This window comes from Staphylococcus argenteus, assembly GCF_000236925.1.
Classification (GTDB): Bacteria; Bacillota; Bacilli; order Staphylococcales; family Staphylococcaceae; genus Staphylococcus; species Staphylococcus argenteus.
The window spans coordinates 2,173,872-2,193,729 of record NC_016941.1; the positions used below are offsets into that span (position 1 = coordinate 2,173,872).

At 36.2% G+C, this 19,858-nt stretch carries 13 protein-coding genes, 6 tRNA genes, 3 rRNA genes and 1 pseudogene; 1 reads left to right on the forward strand and 22 read right to left on the reverse strand.

Features of this window, described 5'->3' with window-relative positions; genetic code table 11:
• Positions 1 to 77: 77 nt before the first annotated feature.
• The 21 genes and pseudogenes from glmM to SAMSHR1132_RS10690 all read right to left on the reverse strand — a co-directional run bounded on the left by glmM (position 78) and on the right by SAMSHR1132_RS10690 (position 17,811).
• A complete protein-coding gene (gene glmM, locus SAMSHR1132_RS10590; protein WP_000521500.1) occupies positions 78 to 1,433 on the reverse strand; it encodes a phosphoglucosamine mutase in 1,356 nt (451 codons plus the stop codon).
• Positions 1,434 to 1,459: 26 nt separating this feature from the next.
• Positions 1,460 to 2,392 carry a CdaR family protein gene (locus SAMSHR1132_RS10595; protein WP_000894024.1) on the reverse strand — a complete coding sequence of 311 codons (933 nt, stop codon included), beginning with the start codon at positions 2,390 to 2,392 and terminating at the stop codon, positions 1,460 to 1,462.
• 1 nt (position 2,393) lies between these two features.
• Positions 2,394 to 3,203 carry a diadenylate cyclase CdaA gene (gene cdaA, locus SAMSHR1132_RS10600; protein ID WP_000347894.1) on the reverse strand — a complete coding sequence of 270 codons (810 nt, stop codon included), beginning with the start codon at positions 3,201 to 3,203 and terminating at the stop codon, positions 2,394 to 2,396.
• A gap of 187 nt (positions 3,204 to 3,390) precedes the next feature.
• Complete coding sequence (gene rocF, locus SAMSHR1132_RS10605) at positions 3,391 to 4,299, reverse strand: arginase (protein ID WP_000047585.1); 909 nt, start codon at positions 4,297 to 4,299, stop codon at positions 3,391 to 3,393.
• Between the two features lie 122 nt (positions 4,300 to 4,421).
• Positions 4,422 to 4,494 (reverse strand) — tRNA-Lys (locus SAMSHR1132_RS10610).
• A gap of 3 nt (positions 4,495 to 4,497) precedes the next feature.
• A tRNA-Gln gene (locus tag SAMSHR1132_RS10615) sits at positions 4,498 to 4,572 on the reverse strand.
• Positions 4,573 to 4,581: 9 nt separating this feature from the next.
• Positions 4,582 to 4,665: transfer RNA gene (locus tag SAMSHR1132_RS10620), tRNA-Tyr, on the reverse strand.
• A gap of 21 nt (positions 4,666 to 4,686) precedes the next feature.
• Positions 4,687 to 4,762 (reverse strand) — tRNA-Val (locus SAMSHR1132_RS10625).
• Between the two features lie 7 nt (positions 4,763 to 4,769).
• Positions 4,770 to 4,841 (reverse strand) — tRNA-Glu (locus SAMSHR1132_RS10630).
• Between the two features lies 1 nt (position 4,842).
• A tRNA-Asn gene (locus SAMSHR1132_RS10635) sits at positions 4,843 to 4,917 on the reverse strand.
• Positions 4,918 to 4,927: 10 nt separating this feature from the next.
• Positions 4,928 to 5,042, reverse strand: a 5S ribosomal RNA gene (rrf, locus tag SAMSHR1132_RS10640).
• A gap of 72 nt (positions 5,043 to 5,114) precedes the next feature.
• A 23S ribosomal RNA gene (locus tag SAMSHR1132_RS10645) occupies positions 5,115 to 8,036 on the reverse strand.
• A 380-nt stretch (positions 8,037 to 8,416) separates the two neighbouring features.
• Positions 8,417 to 9,967: ribosomal RNA gene (locus SAMSHR1132_RS10650) — 16S ribosomal RNA — on the reverse strand.
• Together the 16S, 23S and 5S rRNA genes with 6 tRNA genes alongside form the textbook arrangement of a ribosomal RNA operon.
• A 182-nt stretch (positions 9,968 to 10,149) precedes the next feature.
• A pseudogene (locus SAMSHR1132_RS14470) lies at positions 10,150 to 10,304 on the reverse strand (hypothetical protein).
• A gap of 118 nt (positions 10,305 to 10,422) precedes the next feature.
• Positions 10,423 to 11,487 (reverse strand): Mrp/NBP35 family ATP-binding protein, encoded by a 1,065-nt coding sequence (locus SAMSHR1132_RS10660; RefSeq protein WP_000958535.1) that lies wholly within the window; start codon positions 11,485 to 11,487, stop codon positions 10,423 to 10,425.
• A 147-nt stretch (positions 11,488 to 11,634) separates the two neighbouring features.
• On the reverse strand, positions 11,635 to 13,080 hold the full coding sequence (locus SAMSHR1132_RS10665) for an MDR family MFS transporter (RefSeq protein ID WP_000073287.1): 1,446 nt from the start codon (positions 13,078 to 13,080) through the stop codon (positions 11,635 to 11,637).
• 188 nt (positions 13,081 to 13,268) lie between these two features.
• Positions 13,269 to 13,742 carry a multidrug efflux transporter SepA gene (gene sepA / locus SAMSHR1132_RS10670; RefSeq protein ID WP_042355600.1) on the reverse strand — a complete coding sequence of 158 codons (474 nt, stop codon included), beginning with the start codon at positions 13,740 to 13,742 and terminating at the stop codon, positions 13,269 to 13,271.
• Between the two features lie 120 nt (positions 13,743 to 13,862).
• Positions 13,863 to 15,206: a multidrug efflux MFS transporter SdrM gene (gene sdrM / locus SAMSHR1132_RS10675; protein WP_001237521.1), complete on the reverse strand. Its 1,344-nt coding sequence runs from the start codon at positions 15,204 to 15,206 to the stop codon at positions 13,863 to 13,865.
• 165 nt (positions 15,207 to 15,371) lie between these two features.
• The gene (gene trhA, locus SAMSHR1132_RS10680) at positions 15,372 to 16,055 is read right to left on the reverse strand and encodes a PAQR family membrane homeostasis protein TrhA (RefSeq protein WP_000047053.1); all 684 of its coding nucleotides are present in this window, start codon (positions 16,053 to 16,055) and stop codon (positions 15,372 to 15,374) included.
• Positions 16,056 to 16,073: 18 nt separating this feature from the next.
• On the reverse strand, positions 16,074 to 17,261 hold the full coding sequence (locus SAMSHR1132_RS10685) for a UTP--glucose-1-phosphate uridylyltransferase (RefSeq protein ID WP_000884748.1): 1,188 nt from the start codon (positions 17,259 to 17,261) through the stop codon (positions 16,074 to 16,076).
• A 34-nt stretch (positions 17,262 to 17,295) separates the two neighbouring features.
• Positions 17,296 to 17,811: a metal-dependent hydrolase gene (locus SAMSHR1132_RS10690; RefSeq protein WP_000147087.1), complete on the reverse strand. Its 516-nt coding sequence runs from the start codon at positions 17,809 to 17,811 to the stop codon at positions 17,296 to 17,298.
• Between the two features lie 176 nt (positions 17,812 to 17,987).
• Here SAMSHR1132_RS10690 and SAMSHR1132_RS10695 point away from each other — a divergent pair, with 176 nt between their 5' ends.
• Positions 17,988 to 18,248 carry a SunI/YnzG family protein gene (locus tag SAMSHR1132_RS10695; protein ID WP_001251935.1) on the forward strand — a complete coding sequence of 87 codons (261 nt, stop codon included), beginning with the start codon at positions 17,988 to 17,990 and terminating at the stop codon, positions 18,246 to 18,248.
• A gap of 150 nt (positions 18,249 to 18,398) precedes the next feature.
• On the opposite strand, the gene SAMSHR1132_RS10700 is transcribed toward SAMSHR1132_RS10695, so the two are convergent.
• On the reverse strand, positions 18,399 to 19,769 hold the full coding sequence (locus SAMSHR1132_RS10700) for a YjiH family protein (protein ID WP_014373885.1): 1,371 nt from the start codon (positions 19,767 to 19,769) through the stop codon (positions 18,399 to 18,401).
• Positions 19,770 to 19,858: the final 89 nt, after the last annotated feature.

Consider the following 19,858-nt stretch of genomic DNA (forward strand, 5'->3'; position numbering starts at 1 on the left):
TTTTACATTTGTAGTATAAATTATTTCTTCAAGCACAAAAAAACCGATGCATTTGCATCGGTTTATTCACCATAAAATTATTTGTCTAATCCCATTTTTTCTTGAACTACATCAGCTATTTGTTGTGCAAATCGTTCAGCATCTTCATCAGTTGCCGCTTCAACCATGACACGAACTAATGGTTCAGTACCAGAAGGTCTTACTAAAATTCTACCTTCTCCATTCATTTCTACTTCAACTTTTGTCATAACTTCTTTTACATCAACATTTTCTTCTACGCGATATTTATCAGTTACTCGTACGTTAATTAATGATTGCGGGTATTTCTTCATTTGTGCTGCTAACTCGCTTAAAGATTTTCCAGTCATTTTAATAACTGAAGCTAAGTGAATACCTGTTAATAATCCATCACCTGTAGTATTATAATCCATCATAACAATATGTCCTGATTGTTCTCCACCAAGATTATAATTTCCACGACGCATTTCTTCAACAACGTATCTGTCTCCAACTTTTGTCTTATTAGATTTAATACCTTCTTGTTCAAGAGCTTTATAGAAACCTAAATTACTCATCACTGTTGAAACAATCATATCATTGTTTAATTCTTGGTTTTTATGCATTGCTTGACCAATTATAAACATAATTTGATCGCCGTCAACGATTTGTCCATTTTCATCTACTGCTATAATTCTATCTCCGTCGCCATCAAAAGCAAGTCCAAAATCACTTTCGGTTTCTAATACTTTTTCAGCTAATTTTTCAGGATGTGTCGACCCGCACTTTTCATTGATATTGTATCCGTCTGGACTACAACCAATTGTTTCAGTATCAGCTTCCAAGTCACCGAATAAAAATGGTGCTAGTGATGATGTTGAACCATTTGCTCCGTCTAAAACAATTTTTAAGCCTTCAAAGTTAACATCGACTGTTGATTTTAAGTAACTTAAATACTTTTGCGCACCTTCAAAGTAATCTGAGTAATGCACAATATCATTACCAACCGGTCTAGGTAATTCTGGATTCTCTTGATCCAATAATGCTTCAATTTCATTTTCTTGTTCATCAGATAATTTAAAACCATCTGATCCAAAGAACTTAATTCCATTATCTGCCACTGGATTATGTGATGCTGAAATCATTACACCTAATTCTGCACCCATTTCACGTGTTAAATATGCAACACCTGGTGTTGAGATAATTCCTAAACGCATAACTTCTGCACCGATTGAAATTAATCCAGCTATTAACGCCGATTCTAACATTTCACCTGAAACTCTTGTATCACGGCCAACAAGTACACGAGGATGTTTTTCTCCTTTGTTGTGCGCTAATACATAACCACCATATCTTCCTAATTTAAATGCCAATTCTGGTGTTAATTCTTGGTTTGCGACACCTCTAACTCCGTCTGTACCAAAATATTTTCCCATTGTTTACTCTCCTTTATTTTAGCTATTTATTTTACATTGATATAAGCTTTTGTTTCACTTGGCTCTGCTTTAGTTACACCATCTGGCAGATCAATCTTAACAGTTTTTTCAGTTGATTCAGAAATACCATCTAAATCTACTTCTGCATCCACTTCACTTATATTTTGCAAGTCATCACGACTACCAAAGATTTCTATCTCTTTATCTTCTAAATCAATCGAGCTTAATTCTTTATCATCTGCTAAACTACCTTTTTGTTTAACATTTACTTTTACTTTTTTACTAAATGGTGCTACTTTAACTTGTAAATTCACTTCATTAGGTTGAATTGAGACATTTAATTTATTCAATTTTTTATCAAATGCAGTTACATCTGCAACATCTTTTGTGTCACCTGTAATTTTTTTATTACCTTTAAATGTTGCTTTTAAGTATGCAATTTCTTTCAATTGGTCTTCTCCACCAGTTACTTTAACAGTTTGAGGAGACACTTCTTGTTTTGTAATTTTGTATAGTGAATCAACATCACTTTGACTTACATCCGGTTGAACAGTCATTTTTTTAGTAACTTTGTTTTCAAGTGTAATATTAGCCACTTTAGGTTTAACGGAATAATGGATGTCATCGGATAAACCTTTAACTTGATATTTCTCTTGATATTTTCCTGCTTTTGCATTCGTTAAATCAATTACTACTCTTAAATCTTCTGGGTTTTCAATTTTTAATATTTTAGATTGCGGACCTGAAATAGTAACATTAACTGTCTCAGGTGCTTTTGTTAAATGTAAGTCTTTTGAATTATAAAGAATTTCAACTGGTACATCTTGAATCGTCTTATTTGATTTTTGACCAAGGTTGCCAGTATTAAAGATATTTCCAAAAACATTGTTAACAGATAAAAAGAAAAACAATGCCAAAAGAAAGGCAATAAATCTTAAGCCCCATTTACTTTCCAGCATATTATTTCACACCTTTCTTTTGAAAACGTGTGCCAAACCAATGTTCAGCTAGCAATTCTTCAAAAATTTCATTTGAAATGTCTCGGCGCAATTTTCCATCAAATGTCACTGAAATATCACCTGTTTCTTCAGATACGATGACTGTAAATGCATCAGATACCTCTGAAATACCTACAGCAGCTCTATGTCTTGTTCCTAAACTTTTAGAAATTTTAGCACTATCAGACAATGGTAAATAACTTGCTGCCGCTGCTATCTTAGTTCCTTGAATGATCATTGCACCATCATGTAAAGGTGTATTAGGTATAAAAACATTTATCAATAGTTCTTGTGAAATATTTGAATCCATTGCAATACCTGTTTCAATATAATCTTGTAGACCTGTTTCTTTTTCAAAGACTATTAAGGCTCCTATACGTCTCTTAGCCATGTATTGCACAGCTTTTGAAACAGACTGAATCAATTTCTCTTCATCTTTACTATACGTATTTGACGTATAACGTTTTAAAAAGCTACCTCTACCTAGTTGTTCTAGTGCACGTCTAATTTCTGGTTGGAATATAACTATTAAAGCCAATACTCCCCATTGAATAACGATATCGAATAATTTAGATGTCGCAGTCAAGTTTAATATCATACTTATCTGTTGGCCTATAACAATTACTAATATCCCTTTAAGTAATTGTATCGCTTTAGTTCCCTTAAAGACTGTAATAAGAAGATAAAGTACATACCAAACAATAAGTAAATCAAGGATACTCGTTACTATTTTTAACGTACTGAGGTTTTGAAAAAAGTTGGAAAAATCCATAACATCTCCTCCGGGTAATATTTTTCCATAATACCCATTATACCAATCATTTACAGCACTGTCATACGAACACATTTTTAAATTGAAAAAATTTATTTTAAAGTTTTTAAGTACCCAATTTCTTTTTAGTGAATTAAAAAAGTAGTGCAAAAAGTTAAAGATACTTTATACACTACAAATCATTTATTTATAATAATGTTTCACCAAAAAATGTTCCAATTAATGAAACTGCCTGCTCTGCAGTATGATTATTGTGATCGATTAGTGGATTGACTTCAACTAAATCCATTGAAGTTACTAATTGTGATTGGTGTAATAACTCCAATGCGAAATGACTTTCTCTATAACTAAGTCCTCCTAAAACTCTTGTTCCTGTACCAGGTGTTTCTAAAGGATCTAGTGCATCAACATCTAATGATAAATGTAAACCATCAATATTACGTGACTTTAAATATGTTAATGTATTTTCAATAACTTCTTTTATACCTAGCTTATCTATATCAGCCATTGTAAAAGTTTTAATGTCATTATCTTTAATAAATTGTCTTTCACCTTTATCTAAATCTCTCATACCAATTAAAACGATATTCTCTGGTTTTACTTTATTTACATTAAACTCTAATAATTCTTTAGGTCCTTCACCCGTTAAAACTCGTAGAGGCATTCCATGAATATTTCCACTTGGAGATTCTTCTGGAATATTCAAATCACCATGAGCGTCATACCAAATCACGCCTAAGTTATTATAATGTTTACTTATCGCCGAGACAGAACCAACTGCAATAGAATGGTCTCCCCCAAGAACAAGCGGGAATCTATGATTTTCAATTGACTCTGAAACTTTTTTATTTAGGTTCTTTGTAACCTCTAAAATTTCGTCATAGTTTCTTAAACCATTTTGTTCACTTTGAAATTTTTCTATATCTAATGATGGTACCTCAATATCCCCTTGATCATAAATCTCTAGATCCAATTGCTTCATGCGCGGAATTAATCCTGCATATCTAATTGCAGTTGGACCTAAGTCAACACCAAGCTTTCTTTGTCCAAATGTTGATGGTACACCAATTATATCTATAGCCTTTGTCTTACTCATAATTGCCCCCCTTTGTTATACATAATTTCAGAATAATGTATGCGCTTACTATAATCAAGCAATACCTCTAACCTAAAAAAGAATAAAAAAGCACTTTCCAAAAAAATGGAAAGTGCAAGTAGTGAGCCATAGAGGATTCGAACCTCTGACCCTCTGATTAAAAGTCAGATGCTCTACCAACTGAGCTAATGGCTCTAATGGCTGGGCTAGCTGGATTCGAACCAACGAGTGACGGAGTCAAAGTCCGTTGCCTTACCGCTTGGCTATAGCCCAATATATAGATGGTGGAGGGGGGCAGATTCGAACTGCCGAACCCGAAGGAGCGGATTTACAGTCCGCCGCGTTTAGCCACTTCGCTACCCCTCCAGCTTATTCAATTAATCAAAATGGTGGAGAATGACGGGTTCGAACCGCCGACCCTCTGCTTGTAAGGCAGATGCTCTCCCAGCTGAGCTAATTCTCCAAAATAATGACTCCTACGGGACTCGAACCCGTGTTACCGCCGTGAAAGGGCGGTGTCTTAACCGCTTGACCAAGGAGCCATGGCTCCACAGGTAGGACTCGAACCTACGACCGATCGGTTAACAGCCGATAGCTCTACCACTGAGCTACTGTGGAATAATATATAGCCTGGCAACGTTCTACTCTAGCGGAACGTAAGTCCAACTACCATCGACGCTAAGGAGCTTAACTTCTGTGTTCGGCATGGGAACAGGTGTGACCTCCTTGCTATAGTCACCAGACATATGAACGTAGTTTATACATTCAAAACTAGATAGTAAGTAAAAGTGATTTTGCTTCGCAAAACATTTATTTTGATTAAGTCTTCGATCGATTAGTATTCGTCAGCTCCACATGTCACCATGCTTCCACCTCGAACCTATTAACCTCATCATCTTTGAGGGATCTTATAACCGAAGTTGGGAAATCTCATCTTGAGGGGGGCTTCATGCTTAGATGCTTTCAGCACTTATCCCGTCCACACATAGCTACCCAGCTATGCCGTTGGCACGACAACTGGTACACCAGAGGTATGTCCATCCCGGTCCTCTCGTACTAAGGACAGCTCCTCTCAAATTTCCTACGCCCACGACGGATAGGGACCGAACTGTCTCACGACGTTCTGAACCCAGCTCGCGTACCGCTTTAATGGGCGAACAGCCCAACCCTTGGGACCGACTACAGCCCCAGGATGCGATGAGCCGACATCGAGGTGCCAAACCTCCCCGTCGATGTGAACTCTTGGGGGAGATAAGCCTGTTATCCCCGGGGTAGCTTTTATCCGTTGAGCGATGGCCCTTCCATGCGGAACCACCGGATCACTAAGTCCGTCTTTCGACCCTGCTCGACTTGTAGGTCTCGCAGTCAAGCTCCCTTATGCCTTTACACTCTATGAATGATTTCCAACCATTCTGAGGGAACCTTTGAGCGCCTCCGTTACCTTTTAGGAGGCGACCGCCCCAGTCAAACTGCCCGCCTGACACTGTCTCCCACCACGATAAGTGGTGCGGGTTAGAAAGCCAACACAGCTAGGGTAGTATCCCACCAGCGCCTCCACGTAAGCTAGCGCTCACGTTTCAAAGGCTCCTACCTATCCTGTACAAGCTGTGCCGAATTTCAATATCAGGCTACAGTAAAGCTCCACGGGGTCTTTCCGTCCTGTCGCGGGTAACCTGCATCTTCACAGGTACTATGATTTCACCGAGTCTCTCGTTGAGACAGTGCCCAAATCGTTACGCCTTTCGTGCGGGTCGGAACTTACCCGACAAGGAATTTCGCTACCTTAGGACCGTTATAGTTACGGCCGCCGTTTACTGGGGCTTCGATTCGTAGCTTCGCAGAAGCTAACACTCCTCTTAACCTTCCAGCACCGGGCAGGCGTCAGCCCCTATACATCACCTTACGGTTTAGCAGAGACCTGTGTTTTTGATAAACAGTCGCTTGGGCCTATTCACTGCGGCTCTTCTGGGCGTTAACCCTAAAGAGCACCCCTTCTCCCGAAGTTACGGGGTCATTTTGCCGAGTTCCTTAACGAGAGTTCGCTCGCTCACCTTAGAATTCTCATCTTGACTACCTGTGTCGGTTTGCGGTACGGGCACCTATTTTCTATCTAGAGGCTTTTCTCGGCAGTGTGAAATCAACGACTCGAAGACACAATGTCTTCTCCCCATCACAGCTCAGCCTTAATGAGTACCGGATTTGCCTAATACTCAGCCTTACTGCTTAGACGTGCAATCCAATCGCACGCTTCGCCTATCCTACTGCGTCCCCCCATCGATTAAAACGATTATAGGTGGTACAGGAATATCAACCTGTTATCCATCGCCTACGCCTGTCGGCCTCAGCTTAGGACCCGACTAACCCAGAGCGGACGAGCCTTCCTCTGGAAACCTTAGTCAATCGGTGGACGGGATTCTCACCCGTCTTTCGCTACTCACACCGGCATTCTCACTTCTAAGCGCTCCACATGTCCTTACGATCATGCTTCAACGCCCTTAGAACGCTCTCCTACCATTGTCCAAAGGACAATCCACAGCTTCGGTAATATGTTTAGCCCCGGTACATTTTCGGCGCAGTGTCACTCGACTAGTGAGCTATTACGCACTCTTTAAATGATGGCTGCTTCTAAGCCAACATCCTAGTTGTCTGGGCAACGCCACATCCTTTTCCACTTAACATATATTTTGGGACCTTAGCTGGTGGTCTGGGCTGTTTCCCTTTCGAACACGGACCTTATCACCCATGTTCTGACTCCCAAGTTAAATTAATTGGCATTCGGAGTTTGTCTGAATTCGGTAACCCGAGAGGGGCCCCTCGTCCAAACAGTGCTCTACCTCCAATAATCATCACTTGAGGCTAGCCCTAAAGCTATTTCGGAGAGAACCAGCTATCTCCAGGTTCGATTGGAATTTCTCCGCTACCCTCAGTTCATCCGCTCACTTTTCAACGTAAGTCGGTTCGGTCCTCCATTCAGTGTTACCTGAACTTCAACCTGACCAAGGGTAGATCACCTGGTTTCGGGTCTACGACCAAATACTAAACGCCCTATTCAGACTCGCTTTCGCTACGGCTCCACATTTACTGCTTAACCTTGCATCAAATCGTAACTCGCCGGTTCATTCTACAAAAGGCACGCCATCACCCATTAACGGGCTCTGACTACTTGTAAGCACACGGTTTCAGGTTCTATTTCACTCCCCTTCCGGGGTGCTTTTCACCTTTCCCTCACGGTACTGGTTCACTATCGGTCACTAGAGAGTATTTAGCCTTAGGAGATGGTCCTCCCAGATTCCGACGGAATTTCACGTGCTCCGTCGTACTCAGGATCCACTCAAGAGAGACAACATTTTCGACTACAGGATTATTACCTTCTTTGATTCATCTTTCCAGATGATTCGTCTAATGTCGTCCTTTGTAACTCCGTATAGAGTGTCCTACAACCCCAACAAGCAAGCTTGTTGGTTTGGGCTCTTCCCGTTTCGCTCGCCGCTACTAAGGGAATCGAATTTTCTTTCTCTTCCTCCGGGTACTAAGATGTTTCAGTTCTCCGGGTGTGCCTTCTGATATGCTATGTATTCACATATCGATAACATGACATAACTCATGTTGGGTTTCCCCATTCGGAAATCTCTGGATCAAAGCTTACTTACAGCTCCCCAAAGCATATCGTCGTTAGTAACGTCCTTCATCGGCTTCTAGTGCCAAGGCATCCACCGTGCGCCCTTAATAACTTAATCTATGTTTCCACCATTTTTATAAGTCAAACGCTCACATACTGTTTCGTTTTCATTATTTAAAATGCTCATTTACAGAAGTAAACTCCGCTTTCAAATAATTTAACTCATTGTCTGCTAAACGTTTTCTTTTATAAAAAGATTTAAACGCGTTATTAATCTTGTGAGTGTTCTTTCGAACACTAGCGATTATTTCTTATGAATTCAAGCTTATTTAAAACTCTTTATTCACTCGGTTTTGCTTGGTAAAATCTATATTTTACTTACTTATCTAGTTTTCAATGTACAAATAAAAATGAATGTTAAATAAACATTCAAAACTGAATACAATATGTCACGTTATTCCGCATCTTCTGAAGAAGATGTTCCGAATATATCCTTAGAAAGGAGGTGATCCAGCCGCACCTTCCGATACGGCTACCTTGTTACGACTTCACCCCAATCATTTGTCCCACCTTCGACGGCTAGCTCCTAAAAGGTTACTCCACCGGCTTCGGGTGTTACAAACTCTCGTGGTGTGACGGGCGGTGTGTACAAGACCCGGGAACGTATTCACCGTAGCATGCTGATCTACGATTACTAGCGATTCCAGCTTCATGTAGTCGAGTTGCAGACTACAATCCGAACTGAGAACNACTTTATGGGATTTGCTTGACCTCGNCGTTTCGCTGCCCTTTGTATTGTCCATGGTAGCACGTGTGTAGCCCAAATCATAAGGGGCATGATGATTTGACGTCATCCCACCTTCCTCCGGTTTGTCACCGGCAGTCAACTTAGAGTGCCCAACTTAATGATGGCAACTAAGCTTAAGGGTTGCGCTCGTTGCGGGACTTAACCCAACATCTCACGACACGAGCTGACGACAACCATGCACCACCTGTCACTTTGTCCCCCGAAGGGGAAGGCTCTATCTCTAGAGTTGTCAAAGGATGTCAAGATTTGGTAAGGTTCTTCGCGTTGCTTCGAATTAAACCACATGCTCCACCGCTTGTGCGGGTCCCCGTCAATTCCTTTGAGTTTCAACCTTGCGGTCGTACTCCCCAGGCGGAGTGCTTAATGCGTTAGCTGCAGCACTAAGGGGCGGAAACCCCCTAACACTTAGCACTCATCGTTTACGGCGTGGACTACCAGGGTATCTAATCCTGTTTGATCCCCACGCTTTCGCACATCAGCGTCAGTTACAGACCAGAAAGTCGCCTTCGCCACTGGTGTTCCTCCATATCTCTGCGCATTTCACCGCTACACATGGAATTCCACTTTCCTCTTCTGCACTCAAGTTTTCCAGTTTCCAATGACCCTCCACGGTTGAGCCGTGGGCTTTCACATCAGACTTAAAAAACCGCCTACGCGCGCTTTACGCCCAATAATTCCGGATAACGCTTGCCACCTACGTATTACCGCGGCTGCTGGCACGTAGTTAGCCGTGGCTTTCTGATTAGGTACCGTCAAGATGTGCACAGTTACTTACACATATGTTCTTCCCTAATAACAGAGTTTTACGATCCGAAGACCTTCATCACTCACGCGGCGTTGCTCCGTCAGGCTTTCGCCCATTGCGGAAGATTCCCTACTGCTGCCTCCCGTAGGAGTCTGGACCGTGTCTCAGTTCCAGTGTGGCCGATCACCCTCTCAGGTCGGCTATGCATCGTTGCCTTGGTAAGCCGTTACCTTACCAACTAGCTAATGCAGCGCGGATCCATCTATAAGTGACAGCAAGACCGTCTTTCACTTTTGAACCATGCGGTTCAAAACATTATCCGGTATTAGCTCCGGTTTCCCGAAGTTATCCCAGTCTTATAGGTAGGTTATCCACGTGTTACTCACCCGTCCGCCGCTAACATCAGAGAAGCAAGCTTCTCGTCCGTTCGCTCGACTTGCATGTATTAGGCACGCCGCCAGCGTTCATCCTGAGCCAGGATCAAACTCTCCATAAAAATTATGATGTTTGATTAGCTCATAAATACTAAATAATGTTTGTAACTAATAGTTACGTTTTTGGAATTAACGTTGACATATTGTCATTCAGTTTTCAATGTTCATTAATGTTCAATCTCTTTTATTATACTTCGTTTATTTTTGGAAGTCAATAACTTTTTGAACGATTACTTTATTTATTTTATATTGTTTTTATAGTAGTTTCAATAGTAAGTTTTACACTTTTGAAATACTTCTTTAAAAACAACTTGCCGTTTTTGACGACTTTTTAATATTACCAACTTTAGATTTTAAAGTCAATAACTTTCTTAAAAACTTTTCGTGTTTATTATTCATGTTTCTTTTCAAAACATGACTGCTTAACACAAGAATTTATTTTACCAGCATTCTATAACAATTCAATATAAAAACGTACAAAATAAAAGTAATTTTGTACGTTTAGCTTATTTTATACCTATTTATTTGTTGATGCTATAACTTTTTGTGCAATAGAGCTATATATTTTACCTAATCGATCATCAGGTTGATAAATAGAAGGTGAGAAATCTTTTGGGTTCCAAGACGGTTGTTCTAATGGTAATTCCCCAAGCAACTGTGTATTTAGCTCATCAGCTAACTTAGTTCCACCGCCTTTTCCGAATACATACTCTTTATTACCTGTTTCTTTACTCTCAAAATAACTCATGTTTTCTATAACACCTAAAATAGAGTGCTCTGTATGCTTCGCCATAGCACCAGCTCGAGCAGCAACGAATGCTGCTGTTGGATGTGGCGTTGTAACAATTATTTCTTTACTTGAAGGTAACATCGTATGTACATCAAGTGCTACATCACCAGTTCCAGGTGGAAGATCCAGAATTAGATATTCAATGTCTCCCCATTTAACTTCTGTAAAGAAATTCGTTAACATTTTACCTAACATTGGCCCTCTCCATATTACTGGTGCATTTTCTTCGACAAAAAACGCCATTGAAATAACTTTAACGCCGTGGCGTTCAACAGGGATAACTTCCTTTCCTTTGATACCAGGTTTTTCATCTATTCCCATCATATCTGGAACGCTAAATCCATATATATCAGCATCGACTAATCCTACTTTTTTACCTTCACGAGCTAATGCAACTGCTAAATTGACTGCAACAGTAGATTTACCAACGCCACCTTTACCAGATGCTATTGCGATAAACTCAACTGGATTATTTTGTGATAAAAGTCCTTCAATAGTTTTTGGCTTATTTTCTTCTTTCGGTTTAAATTGATTTACTTTATCTTCTGGTAATGTTTCAAAACGAATGCCCACAGTTTTCGCACCATTTTCTTTTAAAACATTAACAACAGCCATTTGTAAATCTAATTGAGGTGCTCCCCCCAATTGTGCCATTGCTAGTTTAACACTTACATGTTCTTTTTCTTCTTTAATAGAAACTTCTACAATACCTTCTGTCTCTTTTAAAGGTACATCTATAATAGGATCTTTAATTTCTCCTACTAATTCTTTTACTTGATCTACCGTTAACAAAGTAAATCCCCCTTAACCTTTTTAAAATATCTACATAATTACAAATATCAATTTTTACGTAGTCTATCAATAAAAGTATAAAACTTTTTATTAAATAAAAAAAGAAGTTAGCCTATTAATTTCAATAGACCAACTGTTGCAATTTTTTTAAAACTTTCTTCTATTAGTTTCTAGTGTTTCTGATTCTTTAATAAAAAGCGAAATCGCAAATGCAATGATAACTAAAACTGATACAAACGCAAATGAAATATCTACACCAATTGCTATTGATTGTTGCTTTATTTCAGTTCCAGATAAATGCGAAGATGATGATGAAGTTGAAAATATTTTTGCACCAAAACTCATCAATGTAACCATTAATGCTGTTCCTAATGACCCTGCCATCACACGACCAAAATTCATGATTGCCGTACCATGAGAGATTTCCTCATTTTTCAAAGAATTTATACCAGTCGTGTTAATTGGCATCATTAATAAAGAGACTGAAAACATTCTAATGGCATAAACTATAATTAAATACGTATATGACGTGTCTGTGTGTAAGAAACATAACATTATCGTAGTAATTGTCAATATTGTAAAACCAGTATAAATTAATGGTCTAGGTCCGTATTTATCATAAAATTTACCTGTAAATACCGACATAATACCGTTTATTATCGCACCAGGCATAATTACGAGGCCTGATAGCAATGCAGATAAAGCTAAACTATTTTGAACATAAAGTGGGATTAATAATGCTGGACCTACCATTGACATCATAATAATCATTGAACTCATCGTGCAAAACGCAAATGTTCGATTTTTAAAAACACTTAAATTTAAAAGTGGGTTACTTATATTAAATTGTCTTCGTATAAATAGATAAATGATTAAAGAACTAATTAACATTACACTGATAACTATTGGACTGTTAAATCCTAAATCACCTGCACTACTGAACGCATATAACATTAATCCGAAACCGATAGTTGAATACATCACTGAGCGTTTATCTAATTTCGTATATTTTACTTCATTATAACTTGAAATTGTAACTAAACCGAATACAAATGCTACTAATGCGATACCTACTATTATAATGAATGGCACTCGCCAGCTTGCTTGATCAATAATTAAACCAGTAACTGTTGGACCGATTGCTGGTGCAAATTGAATCACTAAACCAGCTAATCCCATGGCAAATCCTCTATGCTCTTTACTAAACAACGTAAATAATGTAAATTGCATTAATGGCATCAGCACACCAGCGCCCATAGCTTGTATAACTCGAGCTAACATCAAAACACCAAAGTTCGGCGCTATAGCTGCTACAATAGAACCTATTAAAAATGTTCCCATAGCCGCTAGATATAATGGTTTGGTTTTGATTCTATCCATTAAATATGCAGTTAAAGGTATCATGACACCATTTACAAGCATAAAACCTGTCACTAACCATTGTGATGTACTTTCATTAATATTTAACTCTCTCATTATACTAGGTAGTGCTGTATTTAATAAGGTTTGATTCAATATTGCTACAAATGCACTTATTAACATGACAGCTACTATAAAATTTCGTCTACGAGTTGATAATTGAACATTGGACATTGTATTTCCTCCTTTCACCAAATTTATATTTAACTTTTATACACCAAAACAACGCACAAATTTTAACCCATTGATATCAATATAATATTTTAAATACCACTAATTAGTTACTCAAACACATCGTGTCACATAATTCAATTTAATAAAAAGAATTTGGAACATCTAAATATGCCCCAAACTCCAAATGTTTATTTTCTATTATTGAGATTTTTACTTTCAGGGTAAAATTGAAGTTTACATACATAAAGAAAGCCTATGATTACCATGATGACCCAAAAATCAATATTAATATACACATAATGTAAATGAATAATGAAATAAAATAATGTAGTAGCAACCGTATAAGATATTAAATGGAATGTTGCTCCTCTAAAATATGCATTTTCAGGAAGCATCTTTCTAAAATAATCCATTAAATGTTCGACTGCAAAAATGATAAAATAACCAAATATGATATAACTACCGTAATACAATAAATTATCATACATATTTCTATTATACGTGAAATCACCTAACCTAAAGTATATAAGTATCCTGCTAAGACCATAAAGTCCAAAACCTAGAAATGTTAAAAAAATTGCACCGGACAACACAAACACAAAGAGAACAATCATTGTAGTTAATAAATTATAAAATTTATGCTTGAAAAAGTTCACAATCATTGCCCTCCTTAATATCAAGTATCCAAAAGTTAATTACATATATTGCAATCTATTTAACTAGAGTCAAGTAAATTTATTATTTCTTACTTTAATTACACTACATCAATTTTAAATATAATTCTATTCTTTTGTTTGTGTTGGATATTCTTTGAAAAATTTAATCCAGACAAAAATAAGACCAATACATATTATAGAAACAACACCTAAAACATTATGAAGATTAGAACCGAATAATCCGGATTGTAACGCATAAAGGTATCCCATAATCGTTGACCCTATTGATGCACCTAGATTTTTAGTCAATCCGTAAAATGACATCATTTTTTTCATTTGTATTGGGCTTGTTTCTTCTTGTACGATCACACTATCTTTCGTATAAATATATCCAAAACTCAACCCTGCTAATATCAATACTGCTGCAATCAGCAATGGCAATTTAATACCAAATGCAATGATAATACTACTTAATAATAACAACGTAAATGAAAGTAAATAAAGTGCTTTTCTTGATAATTTAGCTTCTATATGATGTAAATTAAAATTCAATGTTATCCATGCTACCGATAAAGGAAAAATAACTAATCCACTTTGTAATGGTGATAACCCTAATTGCTCTTGGAGATATACAGGAATGTATAAATTGAATCCCATTAAGCAAATCGCCGTTAAAAGATCTGTTATAAATACTAAAGTTATAGATCGATTAAATTCCATTACTGGTAAAAACGGTGAAGATACATTATTTTCAACCTTAAATAATCGAATTACCACAATAACTGCAAGGACAAAACTCAAAAGATTTAAGAAAAGCACCTGTTGGTTTAATAAAGCGAACATAATCAATCCAATAAATACATAAAATAACGAAAGTCCTTTAGTATCGAATTTTGTTTCAGCAACCGTTTCTTCTTCAGGAAAATGAAATGTCCAAATGACTAATATGATAGCAATAATAGCGATTGGAATATTAATGTAGAATAGCCAATGCCACGAAGCAAATTCTAAAATTCCGCCTCCTAATAATGGTCCAATAATACTTGAAATGCCCCATACGCTACCCACAATGCCCATTATTTTATATCGTAACGGTATTGCAAACGCTAATTTCGGCACAATTTGCGACAATGACATCAACACACCTGAGCCAAACCCTTGTATTACTCTTGAAATTATTAGCATAGTAAAAATGGTACTTAAACCTGACATTAAACTACCTATACTAAATAAAAGCAACCCAGCAATTGCGACATAAATAATTTTAAACCTTGAAAGTAATTCTCCTACTATCGGGTTCGCAATAACTAACGCGATAAAATATGCTGTAAATATTAAAGATATTAGATTTCCTGCATCTAAATCTTTCTTTATTGTAGGTAAAGCAAGTGAGATAATAGATGATTCTATAGCTGCCATAAACATGATTAAAATTAACGCTATTACTGTTACAATGGATTTCAAACGCATGATAGGCCTCCTTTTTTGAAAAATAAAATTTTCCGACTTATGTATATAAATATATTTTCAACTTTCAAATCATAACGATATTATTAATTCTAAACAATCCTCTATTAGAATGATTTGAGGAATAAAAAAAGCGGAGTCCCCTCCACCTTTCACAAAAAAACAAATTTACATAAAATATAAAATTGCAATCAAATGCAATATTGATGCTATGACAATAAAAATATGCCAAATCATATGGAAATAAGGTCTATTCTTTTGGGCATAAAACCATGCACCGATTGTATAAGATACTCCACCTAAGAATATGAATAAAATAAATATCCATGAGGTACGAATAAATATGATAGGCAGCAATATTATACCAACCCATCCCATTACTAAGTATACGATTAAACTTAGCCTATGATTGACATTAACTGCAATAGATTTATATAAAATACCCCACAGCGTTGTTCCCCATAGCAAAATAAAGACTGTCCAACCAATCCATCCACCTACTACTGTTAATAAAATCGGTGTATAGGTTCCTGATATTGCAACATAAATCATGCTGTGGTCAATAATTCTTAATATATATTTATGTGGCGTTTCATTCTGCATAGAATGATAAATTGTAGATGACATAAACATCATAAAAATTGAAATAACATAGATGGACATACTTACCGAACCTAAAGTACCGTTCATAATGTAACTATGAACTGCCGCATACGGTAAAACTAGTAATGTTAATAACGCTGCTACACCATGAGATGCTGCATTACCAATTTCTTCTCCAAACGATAATGGAATGATATCCTTAAATGTTTCTACAATTGTGTCATTAGCCTTTTTTCTTGATTTGGACATCATAGTCACCGCCTACCATTAAATTAATCCCATTCTACGTAAATCTTCTGTTGCAGTAGCAACACTGTCTTTACCTTCTTTATTTTTAAGAGGTGAAAACTCTTCTTCTCGAGGTACTTGTAGTGTTACAAAACTTGTTCCATATGTGAATATATCGAAATAGAACAATTCAAATTTCAAAGTTGATTGTTCAATAATTCCAAAGTTTTCATCTAATTGTTTTAGATTTTTTACAGCCAAATGATAAGGTAATTCACGATTTACTGCGTTTAAAATAAAACCAAGTTTGAAAGCGTGAATGCCAATGTTAGCATTATTAAATTGATTTGCAACTTCTGGATCTAACTCCGAATACTCCAAAACAGTATCTTTACAATCTACATTAACTAGACGTCCAACACTTTCACCTGGATTTGGTTGAATTGTTTTTGACGTAATATCATAATCATGTTCAACAGTAAACCCTGCAAATAAAGGATCTAATACTTTCACTAAAACATTGTCTATGTTATTTAAGAAAATATATTTAACGCCATTATTTGACATTTTTTCCAAGAATCCTGCTTTATCTAATGATTTAAATACACCACCGTTACCATTTGGTGTTTCCATAATACGACCTTGCTGATTTAAAATTAATTTACCTTCTTCGCTAAGCGCTACAATATTGTCTTGTTTAAAGAAATGAATCGATTCTTTTTCATAGCCAAAGTAATCATGCGCTTCAAAATATTGTAATGTTTCTTCATGGTTAATATCACTTGTCATAATATACCATTGAATCACATGGCCAGTTTGTTGCTGCAACTGCTTTAATTGCTTTGCTTGCAGTTCAAATAAACTAACACCTTCAATTTCAAATGACCCTTTTGGCCCTTTATAACCAAGTCGTGTACCTTGTCCGCCAGCCATTAAAAGAACTGCAAACTGTCCTTCTTTAATAGCTTGTAACCCTTTTTCTTCCAAACGTTTAATATCTTCATCTTTAAATTTTGATTTCACATCGTATTTCACTTCTGAAACTGAAGATACATCATCAATTGTTTTCTTATTGATATATAAATCATTATATAATTTAGCAATAAATTCTAAATCTAAAGAAGACACCTTCTCTTCTAACGCTTCTTTTTCATTATTGCTCATTAATTTTTCATACTCACATAAATGATTTTGCTTATATTTAGCTAATTGATTTTTATCTAGCATTTTATGCCTCCTGATGAGTTTGTATCATTTTTCATTAAAAAAACTTAGTATTCCAATTGCTTATTATATCATTGATGAAAGGTTGAAATAAAACATAAACTGTCCCTACCATTAATGCAGTCGCTAAAGATAAGTCTACAAGTCCACCCGTTTTAAATTGTATAGGGAACCTAACATTAAATGGTAATGGATAAAATAACTTAACGCCCTTAGGTGTCATCATATCAAGTATAACATGTGACAATAAACCAATTATAATAGCTACCATATAATAACTAGGCGTTTGTATGATATGTAATAAAATCGTTATGATTCCTATAAATAATATTGAATGTGTAAAGGTTCGATGACCAAAAATTAATCTTATTAAAAAACTAGCCAACTTAAATCGTCGTCCAATTTTACTTTGCGTGTGACATATATCCGGTAACAAACTAGCTATTGTAGCTAAAATTATAATTGTTACTGAAGAAAAAATATCTGTTTGAAAGTATTGCGTTGTAATTGCCCCAACGAGCATACCGCATGATGCATGTGTTTTTCCTGTCATAATCGTTCTCCTTAAGTATACGTATTTTACCATATTTCCACCAAAAACACGAACATATTTTCGTGTCAAATTCATTAGTATGACACAATTTAAAAAAGTATCACATAAAGTCTTGAAAACGATTACAAAATCGTTTATGATATATTTACAAAATATTTAAAGGATGTGTTTGAATAATGGCAATGACAGTAAAGAAAGATAATAATGAAGTGCGTATTCAATGGAGAGTTGCTGATATCAAAATTCCTACAAGTGAAATTAAAAATATTACACAAGACCAAGATATTCACGCAGTTCCTAAACTAGATAGCAAAGATGTATCTAGAATCGGCTCAACATTTGGTAAAACAAATCGCGTTATTATCGATACTGAAGACCACGAATACATTATTTATACTCAAAACGATCAAAAAGTTTACAATGAATTAACTAAATAAATTGTATAAAAAAATCATTCATGATTGAGGGCTTCATGAATGATTTTTTTGATTCATTTTAAACAAGCAGAGACATACACAACATCATAAACATATACGAAAGGACAACTGTTTCCCCAAATTTTAACAGTTGTCCTTTTCCATATATATTTACAACAAAAGATGTGCCATCAAAGAAATAATCGGCAATGTGATAATTGTTCTGATTAAGAAAATCATAAACAATTTGCCAATACTTACAGGAATCTTTGAACCTAGTATGACGCCACCTACTTCAGACAAGTAGATTAATTGTGAAATACTAAGCGCACCAATAACAAAACGAGTTATATCATTTTGTACACCTTCAATTAATATAGAAGGTAAAAACATGTCAGCAAAACCAATAATTATCGTTTGGGAAGCTTGTGCCGCTTCCGGTATTTGCATTAACTCTAAAAATGGCACAAATGGTTTACCTAAAATAACGAAAAACGGTGTGTAATTCGCAATAATTGTAGCGATTGTACCAATACTCATTACGACTGGTAAAATAACAAACCACATATCTACGACTGTTTTTAAACCAGATTTAAAAAAGTCAATAAATCCTGGCGCTTTAATACCTACTTCTGTTGCGGTATCAAACCCATGTCTCAATGCACTTTTACCTTCTGGCAATGCTTCCGTACGCGCACTTTCAGGTACTTCTTTAGCATATTCATCAGGAATTTTATTCAATGGCCAAATTCTTGGCATAATGACAGCTGCAACAAGACAAGATACGATAACAGACAAATAGAAAGCAAAAAATTGATTTTGCATGTGTACTGTTTCAGCAACAACGATGGCAAACGTTATAGAGACAACACTGAATGTCGTTGAAATAACTGTTGCTTCACGGCGAGAATAGTACCCCTCACCATATTGTCTACTTGTAATTAGCACACCAACTGTCCCATCTCCAATAAATGATGCTAAGTTATCTACTGTCGAACGTCCAGGTAATGTAAATAAAGGTCTCATAACAGGTCTAAAAATTGGACCTAACATCTCCAACAATCCATATTCCATTAATAACGGTAAAAATAATGCTGCAAATAAGAATACCGCTACTAATGTTGGCAATAAACTTGAAAATAATAGTCCGCCTGTTTCATCTGAATATATTACTTTTGAACCAATACGTAAAAATGTCATCCATGCAAATATCACTGCTAGTATACGTAAAATTAACCATCCGATTCTTACGTTAAAAGCATTATTCATTAAACCATCAGGTTTCAATTTATCTTTTAAAATAGTTGAACAAATCAACGTTAAAATACCTGATAAAGTAATTATCGTCACAATTAATATTGGCATAACACCACCTAATGCATCTTTAAGTACACCAGCTAAGAATGCAACTGGTAATGTTGTTTGCTTTTGACCATCTTGTTCAACCGGTATAGGTATTAGAAATAACAAGATACCTATTAAAGACATCGTGATAAATTTAAGTCTCCCAATGACTATCTCTTTCCTTGAAAAGCTATCCATAAAATCAATCCGTTTCTCTATGTATTCGTTTTAAGTATATACAATATTCTATTCATTTAACAATCATATTTCATATCAATTCAATGCCT

Bases quoted from the DNA above. Each gene is read 5' to 3' on its own strand.
- glmM (WP_000521500.1), bottom strand. From the start codon at position 1,433: ATGGGAAAATATTTTGGTACAGACGGAGTTAGAGGTGTCGCAAACCAA.
- SAMSHR1132_RS10595 (WP_000894024.1), bottom strand. From the start codon at position 2,392: ATGCTGGAAAGTAAATGGGGCTTAAGATTTATTGCCTTTCTTTTGGCA.
- cdaA (WP_000347894.1), bottom strand. From the start codon at position 3,203: ATGGATTTTTCCAACTTTTTTCAAAACCTCAGTACGTTAAAAATAGTA.
- rocF (WP_000047585.1), bottom strand. From the start codon at position 4,299: ATGAGTAAGACAAAGGCTATAGATATAATTGGTGTACCATCAACATTT.
- SAMSHR1132_RS10665 (WP_000073287.1), bottom strand. From the start codon at position 13,080: ATGTCCAATGTTCAATTATCAACTCGTAGACGAAATTTTATAGTAGCT.
- sepA (WP_042355600.1), bottom strand. From the start codon at position 13,742: ATGATTGTGAACTTTTTCAAGCATAAATTTTATAATTTATTAACTACA.
- sdrM (WP_001237521.1), bottom strand. From the start codon at position 15,206: ATGCGTTTGAAATCCATTGTAACAGTAATAGCGTTAATTTTAATCATG.
- trhA (WP_000047053.1), bottom strand. From the start codon at position 16,055: ATGTCCAAATCAAGAAAAAAGGCTAATGACACAATTGTAGAAACATTT.
- SAMSHR1132_RS10685 (WP_000884748.1), bottom strand. From the start codon at position 17,261: ATGCTAGATAAAAATCAATTAGCTAAATATAAGCAAAATCATTTATGT.
- SAMSHR1132_RS10690 (WP_000147087.1), bottom strand. From the start codon at position 17,811: ATGACAGGAAAAACACATGCATCATGCGGTATGCTCGTTGGGGCAATT.
- SAMSHR1132_RS10695 (WP_001251935.1), top strand. From the start codon at position 17,988: ATGGCAATGACAGTAAAGAAAGATAATAATGAAGTGCGTATTCAATGG.
- SAMSHR1132_RS10700 (WP_014373885.1), bottom strand. From the start codon at position 19,769: ATGGATAGCTTTTCAAGGAAAGAGATAGTCATTGGGAGACTTAAATTT.